Source organism: Candidatus Erwinia dacicola, from assembly GCF_001756855.1.
Taxonomy (GTDB): Bacteria; Pseudomonadota; Gammaproteobacteria; order Enterobacterales; family Enterobacteriaceae; genus Erwinia; species Erwinia dacicola.
In genome coordinates this window covers 1-11124 of record NZ_MAYS01000093.1, presented here as the reverse complement: position 1 = coordinate 11124, position 11124 = coordinate 1, and the positions used below count along the sequence as shown (strand labels likewise).

The window sequence follows — 11124 nt, the reverse complement described above, 5'->3', positions numbered from 1 at the left end:
GTCAGCGTTTGCGACTGTCAGGCTGCGGAGCAAGCGGGCGAAGAACGGCGGCTCGAGGGCGACGACGCTGGCGATGGTATTCAAGCTGCTCCAGTCAGCACAAAAGAACTGGAATCGACTTAAGGGTTTCGAGCTGTTGACTCTGGTGGTCAACAACCTGCCGTTCAAAGACGGCGAACAGGTGGAAGAGGAAGCATCAGACCGGAACGTTGCCTGATGGCTCCATACACCAGATTTGACAATAACTCAGCTTTTATGCGGCAGCTGCTTATATGAAGCCGATGAAATACCCATGGAGGAAGCAGTGAAGCTGACTAAACTGGCCCTAGCCGCAATGATTGGATTGGGTATGCTGCCATTAACTGCGCAGGCAGACGAGTTGCCAAGTGGCCCGCATGTGGTGACGTCCGGGCAGTCCAGCGTCGATGCCACACCGGATATTGCCACGCTGGCTATCGAAGTGAATGTTTCCGCGAAGGATGAGGGCGAAGCGAAGAAACAGGCGGATAACCTCGTCCAGCAGTATTTCGACTTCCTCAATAAAAACGGTATTGAGAAGAAAGATATCAACGCCGCCAACCTGCGGATCCAACCTGAATATGACTACGCTAAAGATGGTAAATCGGTTCTGAAAGGCTACAGCGCGGTGCGTCAGGTGCAGGTAACGCTGCGCAAGCTCAATAAGCTTAACGATCTTCTGGATGGCGCTCTGAAGATGGGCCTAAATAAGATCCGTTCAGTGGAGCTGGGCGTTGCCAACCCTGAAGAGTATAAAGCGAAAGCGCGTAAAGCAGCGATTGAAGATGCCACAAAGCAGGCAGGCAAACTGGCGCAGGACTTTAATACCAAGCTTGGCCCAGTTTACAGCATCCGTTACCACGTGGCGAACTACCAGCCAATGCCGATGGCGCGCATGTATGAAACCGCAGATGCCGCTCCGATGACGTCTGCCGCGCAGACCTACGAGCAACAGAGCATTCACTTCGACGACCAAGTTGATGTGGTGTTTGAACTGCAGCGTAACCCTTATTAATCCTGCACTGGCCGATCGGAAAAGAAGAACGGCCCTTACAAATGCCTAGCATGCGGTTATTCCGTATTCTGACGCAGCACGCGATGGCTGTGCACCAGCAGTGCATCGGTCACTTTACGCATCAGCCGGCTCTCCGGCTCAAAGCGGTGCCAGTACAGCATGCGGCGCTGTAACAGCCCCTGCGTCAAATCAATCAGTTCACCTTCCGCCAGTTCACGCTCAATCTGCAGATGTGGGATCATACAGCAGGTTGTTCCCTGGCGCGCCAACTGCACAAAGGCTTCTGATGAGTTAACGATATGGCACGGTACGCTGCCCGGCAACAGGTCAAAGTTTTGCTGTAAAAATGCCTGATGCATATCGTCCAGATGGTCGAAGGCGACCGCCGGGGCTTTCAGCAGCGCGGAGCGCGTAACGCCATTCGGGAAGTAGTGGGCGGCAAACTCTTTCGAGCCAACGAATAGATAGTCCAGCGCGCCCAGCTGATCAACCAGACAGCTCGGTAACGGCTGCGACTGAATACTGATTGCGCCGACCACTTCACCGCGACGCAGGCGTTCCTGGGTGCGCGTCTCATCTTCCACCTGGATGTTCAAACGCACCGGCGAATCCGTTAGTACGGTTTTCAGCGCTGGTAACAGCCAAGTTGCTAGGCTGTCGGCGTTGACCGCCAGCGACAGAAGCAGGGGAGTGGTGTCGCCGTTATCATCGCCGAGCCACTCCTCTTCCAGCAGCTCAACTTGGTGCAGCAGCGCCAGCAGTTTCTGCCCCTGTTCTGTCGGACGCGGTGGTACGGTGCGCACCAGCAGCGGCTGTCCGAACATATTCTCCAGCTGTTTAATGCGCTGGGAAACCGCAGACTGGGTAATACAGAGCTTTTGTGCTGCACGTTCAAAGCCGCGCTCACGAATCACTGCATCCAGCGCCTGAAGCGTTCGATAATCCGGGCGTTTCATCAGTCGTTCTACTCTCTTTCAGGTGTGAAAATTGCACTATGCCATATTTTACGCATTTTGCGCCGTGCTAACCTCATTTTATGAATTGGGCTGTATTCCAATCCTGCCAATCAAATGCCGCGCATAGCGGTTTTTTTTGCAGCCTTGTTTTATACTACACGCATACAATGCAGCACAGGTTTTAAACATACCATGACGCAGGATGAACTGAAAAAAGCCGTTGGCTGGGCAGCGCTTGATTACGTCACGCCGTGCACGATTGTTGGTGTGGGCACTGGCTCGACCGCTGCACACTTTATTGATGCGCTGGCCTCGATTAAGCATCAGATCGAAGGGGCTGTTTCCAGCTCTGAAGCTTCCACCGCTAAGCTGAAAGAGTACCGCATTCCCGTTTTTGACCTTAACGAAGTCGACCAGCTGGCTGTGTATGTTGATGGTGCCGATGAGATCAACCGCCAGATGGAGATGATCAAAGGCGGTGGTGCGGCGCTGACGCGTGAGAAGATTATCGCTGCGGTGGCCGATCGCTTCATCTGCATTGCGGATGCCTCCAAGCAGGTTGATGTGCTGGGTAATTTTCCGCTTCCGGTTGAGGTGATTCCAATGGCGCGTGCCTATGTGTCGCGTGAACTGGTTAAGCTCGGTTGGCTGCCGGAGTACCGTCAGAACGTGGTGACCGACAACGGCAACATTATTCTCGACGTGCATAATCTCAAAATTATGGAACCGATTAAGCTGGAAGCCGCCATCAATGCGCTGCCAGGCGTGGTCACCGTTGGGCTGTTTGCCGCGCGCTGTGCCGACGTGGCACTGATTGGTACGCCAGATGGCGTAAAGACCATCAAAAAATGATCTGTCCGGTGCCCACGCGGCGCCGGATATTTTTTTGCCAAAAAACATCTTTTCTTTTGCAAGCTAAATTTGGTGACTTATGGCACATTGTGCCTGCCTGCCGCACTATCCTCTTGGTCGTGCGCATTGCACGATGATTTTCTATCGCTTTGTTCTGGCTTAGAGCCTCGCCGTGCTGAGCGTCAGGCAATCGTTTGTATTGCCGCAAGCGTAAATTTTGTTATCTTGACAGAAGGCTGGCTCATATCAGCCATAATTGAAGTCTGCTAAATAGGGTCGGGAAATGGCAAAAGTATCACTGGAGAAAGACAAGATTAAATTCCTGCTGGTGGAAGGCGTGCATCAGAGCGCCATTGATAACCTGCGCTCTGCTGGTTACACCAACATTGAATTTCATAAAGGCACATTGGACAGCGAAGCGCTGAAAGAATCCATCCGCGATGCACACTTCATCGGGATTCGCTCGCGCACCAACCTCACCGAAGAGATCTTTGCGGTGGCCGAAAAGCTGGTTGCCGTCGGCTGCTTCTGCATCGGGACCAACCAAGTTGATCTGCACTCTGCTGCTGTCCGCGGTATTCCGGTGTTTAACGCACCTTTCTCCAATACCCGATCCGTAGCCGAACTGGTTATCGGCGAACTGCTGCTGATGCTGCGCGGCGTGCCTGCGGCTAATGCCAAAGCGCACCGTGGCGTCTGGCACAAGCTGGCGGTAGGTTCGTTTGAAGCGCGCGGTAAAAAGCTCGGTATCATTGGCTATGGACATATCGGTATGCAGCTGGGCGTGCTGGCGGAAAGCCTCGGTATGCACGTCTTCTTCTACGATATCGAAAACAAACTGCCACTGGGCAATGCGACCCAGGTGCAGCATCTCTCCGACTTGCTGAATATGAGCGACGTGGTGAGCCTGCACGTGCCGGAAACGCAGTCGACGCAGAATATGATGGGTGCGGAAGAGCTGGCGCTGATGAAGCCGGGTGCGCTGCTGATTAACGCTTCACGCGGCACCGTGGTCGATATCCCTGCGCTGTGCGAAGTGCTGGCAAGCAAGCATCTGGCAGGCACGGCGATTGACGTGTTCCCGGAAGAGCCGGCTACCAACAGCGATCCCTTCCTGTCACCGCTGTGCGAGTTTGATAACGTGATCCTGACCCCGCACATTGGGGGTTCAACTCAGGAAGCGCAGGAAAATATCGGTATTGAAGTGGCGGGCAAACTGGCGAAATACTCTGATAACGGTTCAACGCTGTCAGCGGTTAACTTTCCGGAAGCCTCGCTGCCGATGCACGGTGCCAATGCCAGCCGTCTGATGCACATTCACGAAAACTGTCCAGGCGTGCTGACGGCTATCAACCTGATTTTTGCCGATCAGGACATCAACATCTCAGCCCAGTATCTGCAGACCACACCGCAGATGGGTTATGTGGTGATTGATGTTGATGCGTCGCAGGATGAGGCTGATAAAGCGCTGCAGCTGATGAAGACGATTCCGGGCACCATTCGCGCCCGTCTGCTTTATTAAAAGGCGGCCTGACCTAGGGCGAGGCATGCCTCGCCCCTATCAATAATCACCACTGCCAGATCTTCGACGGCGTAATCAGCGCCGGTAACGGGATATCCCACTTTGCCACCGGCAGCTTATCGACCTGCTGACAGTCATGCGCCAGCCCTACGGGCAAAAAACCATGCTGCTGCCAGTTCTGCAAGGTGCGGTCGTAAAATCCGCCACCCATTCCCAGACGTTGCCCTTCGGCATCAAACGCCACCAGCGGCACCATCAATACATCTAGCTCGCTTAACGGCAGCAGACGACGGATATTCAGCGGTGGCTCCGGGATGCGCAGGCGGTTAATCTTCAAATCAGTATGCTCGTTGTAGAGCAGAAAAAGCAGCTGGCCCGCAGAAAACGGATGCAGCACGGGCAGATAGACCTGCTGTTTGCGCTGCCAAAGTTTGGCGATTAACGGGCGGGTATTGAGTTCAGCATCTACCGACAGAAACAGCGCAATGTTTTTTGCCTGCTGCAGCGGGGCAAAATTGAGCGCGTGTTCGGTGACCTGCGCGGCGGCAAGCTGCTGCTGCTCATCACTGAGTTCGCGCCACCGGTGTCGGACGTGGATGCGGATATCCTGACGGTCGGGAAGATTAAGGCTCATGTTCTGGCAACTCCATATGCGGATGGTGTTTTCAGATTGCCGGATAAGGCTAGGAGTGTAAATGCCAAAAAGAAGGGGAGAGCTGAAAAATGTGGATCTCCGAGATGCCGCCGCAGGCTGTAACCCTTGAACCCATGGTTCAAGGTGAGTATGCCGTCGTAACCATCAGGCTTCTCGGACGGACCGAACTTGCGCACAGGTTACAGAGCGTCACACTCTTTTTGGTATTAATTATCGGCCCAAGGGGCGGACCCGCTTGCAAACATCTCAGAGAATTTTTTACTTCACCGTCACTCTATGATAGCTAACGTTGAAGTGTTATCCAAACTTCGAACCAGTACGTTCAGTTATGCGATCCTGCTCAAGCAATGCCTGTTCAATGGTCTGCTGCAGCATGCGAATACGCTGCTCCATGTTGGACGCATAGTCACGAGTCTTGACTTTTTCCTGCGCCAGTTCATGGCAAATATTGAGTGCGGCGATGAAAACCAGCTGCTCAGTATTTGTGACTCTAGTGCGAACTTTTAAGTCTTGCAACCGTTGATTGAGGTCCTCGACGGCCAGGTTCAGCGCATCTTGCTGTTCCGGCGGACAATTTACTCGTAATGAACGGCCAAAAATTTGAATATCTACCGGTTGTGCAGACATGCCACCTTCCTGACTGATTACTGCGCCCGCAATCACCCTTACCACTCAATGGCTTGGGAGGGGCACCACTGTAACTACCCCTAATATAAGAAACAACCCCTTTCTGGAATCGTTAAGGCACCTAGTGGTAGCATATCACGAACTAAACTCGCCAACGACGACCAAAACGTATGTCACTAACCAACACAATGCCGAGCTATGACCAGCTAGCTTCAGTACTGACGCAGCAGGGAGTCGGAATGATCCCTGCCGAAATGCACGAACTGATCAGCGGATTGATCTGTGGCGGCAACTAGGACAGTAGCTGGCAATCGCTGGTACACGACCTGACTAACGAGGGGATGGAGTTTTCACAAACGCTGTCACAGCCTTTGCAGCAGCTACACGAAGCGACCAGCAACTCGCTGGAAGATGAAGGCTTCCTGTTCCAGCTTTACCTGCCAGAGGACGATGATATCACCGTGTTTGATCGCGCCGATGAGCTGGTGGGCTGGAATCACTTCCTGCCCGGTCTTGGCATCACGCAGCCGAAGCTCGATAAAGTGAGAGGGGAGACCGGCGAAGCCATCGACGATCTACATACCATTGCCCAGCTAGGCTATGACAAAGATGAAGATGAGCTGGAGCAGTCGCTGGAAGAGGTGATCGAATATGTGCGCGTAGCGGCCCTGCTGTGCCACGACACCTTCACCCGTGTCGTGCCGACCAATTATGATAATGAAAAAGCCAACGCTGCACTAAACTGTCGCTACTAAGCGGTTTAATGGAACATTATTCAGGAGATCGTATGACCCAGCAAGAGTTTTTGCGCCGCCGCCAGGCGCTGTTAGCAAAAATGGACCCAGCCAGTGCGGCATTGATTTTTGCCGCCCCGGAAGCAACTCGCAGCAACGACAGCAAGTATCCATACCGGCAGAATAGCGATTTCTGGTACTTCACCGGGTTTAATGAACCGGAAGCGGTGCTGGTGCTGATCAAAAGCGATGAGAATCATAATCACAGCGTGCTGTTTAACCGCGTGCGCGATCTCACGGCTGAAATCTGGTTTGGTCGCCGTCTGGGGCAGGATGCTGCGCCTACGGTTCTGGCGGTGGATCGTGCGCTGCCGTGGGACAATATCGGCGAGCAACTGCACCAGCTGCTTAACGGGCTGGACGTGGTGTATCACGCGCAGGGCCAGTATTCCGGGGCTGACAGCATCGTGTTCAGCGCGCTGGACACCCTGCGCCGTGGCTCGCGTCAGAATCTCTCTGCCCCGGCCACGCTGACCGACTGGCACCCGTGGGTGCATGAGATGCGCTTGATTAAGTCAGCGGAAGAGCAGGCGGTGCTACGTGAAGTGGGCCGCATAAGCGCGCTGGCTCATACCCGAGCCATGCAGAAATCGCGTCCGGGAATGTATGAGTATCAGCTGGAGGGGGAGATTCATCACGAATTTAACCGCCACGGTGCCCGTTACCCCTCTTACAACACCATCGTAGGTGCTGGGGAGAACGGCTGCATTCTGCACTACACCGAAAATGAGAGCCAGATGCGCGACGATCAGCTGGTGCTAATCGACGCGGGCTGTGAGCTCAACGGCTATGCCAGCGATATCACCCGCACTTTCCCAGTCGGCGGCAAATTCAGTGCACCGCAGCGCGCCATTTACGACATTGTGCTGGCCTCGCTGAATAAGGCGCTGGAACTGTATCGTCCCGGCACTAGCATCCGTGAAGTGACGGCGGAAGTGGTAAAGATTATGGTGAGCGGCCTAGTAGAACTGAGCGTGATGCAGGGCGATGTCGATACCCTGATTGCAGAAAATGCCCATCGCCAGTTCTTTATGCATGGTCTGAGCCACTGGCTGGGGCTGGATGTGCACGATGTCGGTCACTACGGTGTTGACCGTGACCGCGTCCTTGAAGCGGGCATGGTGTTGACCATCGAACCGGGGCTCTATATCGCCCCGAACGCGGACGTACCCGTTGAGTATCGCGGTATCGGTATCCGAATTGAAGATGACATTATTATCACCGCAGACGGCAATGAAAACCTGACCGACACGGTAGTGAAAGATGCGGATAAGATTGAAGCACTAATGGCGGCAGCGAAGCGTTCATGAGCATAATTATCGCAGGTGGCGGGATGACGGGAGCCACGCTGGCGTTAGCCATTTCCCATCTAACTCAGGGAAAACTGACGGTCACCTTGGTGGAAGCCACAGAACCTGCCAGCCGGGAGCATCCTGGCTACGACGGGCGTGCTATTGCCTTGGCGGAAGGCACCTGTCAGCAGCTTGCCGCGATTGATCTCTGGCCGCTGCTGGCCTCCTGCACCACGGCAATCACCGACGTTCACGTCAGCGATCGCGGCCACGCCAACTTTGTTTCACTCAGCGCCGCCGACTACGGCGTTTCCGCACTGGGTCAGGTGGTTGAGCTGCACGAGGTCGGGCAGCGGCTGTTCAACCGTCTGAAGCAGGTGCCAGGGATCACGCTGCGCTGCCCGGATAAAGTGGCGCAGGTGACGCGTGCCCAGGATAGCGTCAGCGTGACGCTCGCCAGTGGGGAGACGCTCAGCGGCGAGCTGCTGGTGGCCGCTGACGGTTCGCATTCGCAGGTGGCAACCGCCTGTGGCATGAGCTGGCAACGGACGGATTATCAGCAGGTCGCGGTGATTGCCAATATTTCAACTCAACTACCGCATCAGGGGCGGGCGTTTGAGCGCTTTACTGAACATGGCCCGCTGGCGCTGTTGCCGATGTCAGACGGGCGCAGTTCGCTGGTGTGGTGCCATCCGCTCGCGCAAAAATCCGCTGTGGACGGCTGGGAAGACAGGCGTTTTATTGCGGAGTTGCAGCGTACATTTGGCTGGCGGCTGGGGCGCATTACCCATGTCGGCCAGCGCCATAGCTATCCGCTGCAGCTGCAAACCGCTGCACAGCATGTTGGTCATCGTCTTGCGCTGGTCGGCAATGCGGCACAGACCCTGCACCCCATCGCCGGGCAGGGCTTTAACATCGGTATTCGTGACGTGATGTCGCTGGCGGAAACGCTGGCGGCGGCATGGCGCGCCGGGCAGGGCGCATTCGCCACCCTGCAACACTATCAGCAGCGCCGTCAGCCGGACGCGCAGGCCACTATCGGCATTACCGATGGGCTGGTCCGACTGTTTGCAAACCGCTATACGCCGCTGGTTATTGGGCGCAATCTGGGACTGCTGGCGATGGATCATCTGCCGCTGTTACGTAATTTGCTGGCCGAGCGCACGTTGGGCTGGATTAAGCGTTGAGGAGAAAGTAGTAATGCAAACCTATAATGTAATCATCGCTGGTGGCGGTATAGTCGGGCTGGCCGTGGCCTGTGGCTTACAGGGCAGCGGGCTGCGCGTGGCCGTGCTGGAGCGTGAAGTGCCCACAGCAGTTGAGGCAGATGCAGCCCCTGGGTTGCGCGTCTCGGCAATCAACGCCTCCAGTGAACGCCTGCTGCAGCATCTTGGCGTCTGGAGCACCATTCTCGCCGCTCGCGCCAGTGCCTATCACGGTATGGAAGTCTGGGACCGCGACAGCTTCGGCCATATCGCGTTTGACGATGAGCAGCAGGGGCTGGGGCTGGCGCACCTCGGGCATATTATCGAAAACCGGGTGATCCACCAAGCATTATGGCAACATGCGGAAAGCCTCAACGATATTAATCTGATCGCCCCGGCGCAGTTACAGCAAGTCGCGTTTGGTGACAACGAAGCGTTCGTTACCTTGCAGGATGGCAGCATGATGACCGCTCGTCTGCTGGTCGCGGCGGATGGTGCCAACTCCTGGCTGCGTAATAAAGCCGATATCCCGCTGACTTTCTGGGACTATCAGCATCATGCGCTGGTTGCCAACATCCGTAGCGAGAAGCCGCATGACGCGGTGGTGCGTCAGGTGTTTCACGGTGACGGCATTCTGGCCTTCCTGCCACTCAGCGACCCGCATCTGAGCTCAATTGTCTGGTCATTATCACCGCAGGAAGCATTGTGCCTGAAAGAGATACCTGCGGCGGTGTTTAACCAGCAGCTGTCGGTCGCGTTCGACCTGCGTCTTGGCCTGTGTGAAGTTGAAAGCGAGCGTCAATCCTTCCCGCTGATGGGGCGATACGCGCGCAACTTCGCGGCTCACCGTCTGGCGCTGGTTGGCGATGCGGCCCACACCATTCATCCCCTGGCAGGACAGGGGGTTAACCTTGGCTTTATGGATGCCGCCGAGCTGATGGGCCAGGTCAGGCGCCTGCAGCAGCAGGGCAAAGATATCGGCCAGCATCTTTATCTGCGTCGCTACGAGCGCAGCCGCAAGCATAGTGCGGCGGTGATGCTCGCCAGCATGCAGGGTTTCCGCGAGCTGTTTGACGGTAATCATCCTGCGAAGAAACTGCTGCGCGATGTTTGCTTGGCGCTGGCAGACACTCTTCCCGGCGTTAAGCCACGCCTGTTGAAGCAGGCAATGGGGCTGCACGACCTGACTAGCTAAGCTGAGCATCAGTAAAGAATCGGGGCTGCGGCCCTGATTGAGCGTAATCGCACATATTCACCAACAATCTGATAGCTAAAGATGCAAGGATTGCGTCTTTCGGTTGGTTGAAATGTTTGTGCGATCGAGTTGAACATCTGGAACAGGATACCCAGTAGATTAAGATTGATCTGGCTATAGTCACCACGCGCTCTGGAAGCTTTGCGACCAAAGCCGATATTGAGAGCGTCAGAACAGAGGTGCAAGGTGTCCGCGCAGAGTTCATACAAGAGTTAGCCGCTTTGGAAACACGAACGAATAACAGGTTTGATACACTCAATGCTAAAATCACCTAGATGCTTCTGATCCCGGCAATTTTTGCTATCATTGCCGGTTCGGAGCCTGTCCGTAATTAAATAAATCCGGTAAACCCCCGACAAAGCCGAGGGACTCCGAAAGGTTTGACCTTTAAGTCAGTCGCGCGAATCTGAAATCTCCGCCAAGAGATGAGGATTCGTGATGAAAGACTACCAGAGCTTAAGCCATACAGAATGGGACTGTAAATATCACGTGGTTTATATCCCCAAACGCTGGAAGCAGCGGTTATATGGTGCGCTGCGGCATGAATTGGGCAAGATATTCCATGAGTTTGCGAACCAGAAAGGCTGTCAGAACGGCACTGTTGCAAAGATCTGGCGATGGTAAACTTGATGCCACTGTTTAGTTGAAGGAGCAGCACATGAACCCATTTAAAGGTCGACATTTTGAGTGTCATATTATCCTGTGGGCCGTCCGCTGGTACTGCAAATATGGCATCAGTTATCGTGAGCTGCAGGAGATGCTGGCTGAGCGAGGGGTAAATGTCGATCACACCACGATTTATCGATGGGTTCAGCGTTCTGCACCTGAAATGGAAAAGCGGCGGCGCTGGTACTGGCGTCAACCTTCCGGTTTTGGCTCATGGCATCTCGATGAAACCTACGTGAAGGTCAACGGACGCTGGGCTTATCTGTA

Annotated in this window: 10 protein-coding genes, 1 other RNA gene and 3 pseudogenes; 10 read left to right on the top strand and 4 right to left on the bottom strand. The window is 54.9% G+C overall.

The annotated features are described in order from the left end of the window. Together BBW68_RS02765 and BBW68_RS02760 are read left to right on the top strand one after the other, a co-directional pair. Nucleotides 1-217, top strand: a pseudogene (locus BBW68_RS02765) (IS256 family transposase); the annotation flags it as partial. Between the two features lie 75 nt (nt 218-292). Further along, nucleotides 293-1033 carry an oxidative stress defense protein gene (locus BBW68_RS02760; RefSeq protein WP_070133914.1) on the top strand — a complete coding sequence of 247 codons (741 nt, stop codon included), beginning with the start codon at nt 293-295 and terminating at the stop codon, nt 1031-1033. Between the two features lie 56 nt (nt 1034-1089). Here the strand turns inward: BBW68_RS02760 and BBW68_RS02755 are convergent, their stop codons facing one another. Continuing rightward, entirely contained in the window at nt 1090-1989 is a 900-nt protein-coding gene (locus BBW68_RS02755; RefSeq protein ID WP_070133913.1) for a LysR family transcriptional regulator ArgP, read from the bottom strand. Nucleotides 1990-2181: 192 nt separating this feature from the next. Here BBW68_RS02755 and rpiA point away from each other — a divergent pair, with 192 nt between their 5' ends. Both rpiA and serA read left to right on the top strand, forming a co-directional pair. After that, nucleotides 2182-2841, top strand: a complete 660-nt coding sequence (gene rpiA, locus BBW68_RS02750; protein ID WP_070133912.1) for a ribose-5-phosphate isomerase RpiA — start codon at nt 2182-2184, stop codon at nt 2839-2841. 283 nt (nt 2842-3124) lie between these two features. Further along, on the top strand, nt 3125-4363 hold the full coding sequence (gene serA, locus BBW68_RS02745; RefSeq protein WP_070133911.1) for a phosphoglycerate dehydrogenase: 1239 nt from the start codon (nt 3125-3127) through the stop codon (nt 4361-4363). 46 nt (nt 4364-4409) lie between these two features. Here serA and BBW68_RS02740 read toward each other — a convergent pair whose 3' ends face one another. The 3 genes from BBW68_RS02740 to zapA form a co-directional block, all read right to left on the bottom strand. Next, on the bottom strand, nt 4410-4997 hold the full coding sequence (locus tag BBW68_RS02740; RefSeq protein WP_070133910.1) for a 5-formyltetrahydrofolate cyclo-ligase: 588 nt from the start codon (nt 4995-4997) through the stop codon (nt 4410-4412). A gap of 92 nt (nt 4998-5089) precedes the next feature. Further along, nucleotides 5090-5274: non-coding RNA, 6S RNA (gene ssrS, locus BBW68_RS02735), on the bottom strand. 41 nt (nt 5275-5315) lie between these two features. After that, nucleotides 5316-5645 (bottom strand): cell division protein ZapA, encoded by a 330-nt coding sequence (gene zapA / locus BBW68_RS02730; protein ID WP_070133909.1) that lies wholly within the window; start codon nt 5643-5645, stop codon nt 5316-5318. Nucleotides 5646-5815: 170 nt separating this feature from the next. Here zapA and BBW68_RS02725 point away from each other — a divergent pair. The 6 genes and pseudogenes from BBW68_RS02725 to BBW68_RS02700 form a co-directional block, all read left to right on the top strand. Continuing rightward, nucleotides 5816-6386, top strand: a pseudogene (locus BBW68_RS02725) (YecA/YgfB family protein). A gap of 46 nt (nt 6387-6432) precedes the next feature. Then, a complete protein-coding gene (gene pepP / locus BBW68_RS02720) occupies nt 6433-7749 on the top strand; it encodes a Xaa-Pro aminopeptidase (RefSeq protein ID WP_070133908.1) in 1317 nt (438 codons plus the stop codon). Beyond that, a complete protein-coding gene (gene ubiH / locus BBW68_RS02715; protein WP_070133907.1) occupies nt 7746-8918 on the top strand; it encodes a 2-octaprenyl-6-methoxyphenyl hydroxylase in 1173 nt (390 codons plus the stop codon). The genes pepP and ubiH overlap by 4 nt, the downstream gene beginning before the upstream one ends. 13 nt (nt 8919-8931) lie before the next feature. Continuing rightward, nucleotides 8932-10131, top strand: coding sequence for an FAD-dependent 2-octaprenylphenol hydroxylase (ubiI, locus tag BBW68_RS02710; RefSeq protein ID WP_070133906.1), 1200 nt, complete (start codon nt 8932-8934; stop codon nt 10129-10131). A 498-nt stretch (nt 10132-10629) separates the two neighbouring features. Continuing rightward, nucleotides 10630-10773 (top strand): annotated as a pseudogene (locus BBW68_RS02705) (transposase); the annotation flags it as partial. Nucleotides 10774-10849: 76 nt separating this feature from the next. Beyond that, a partial coding sequence (locus tag BBW68_RS02700) for an IS6 family transposase (RefSeq protein WP_148127486.1) occupies nt 10850-11124 on the top strand: 275 nt, incomplete at its 3' end.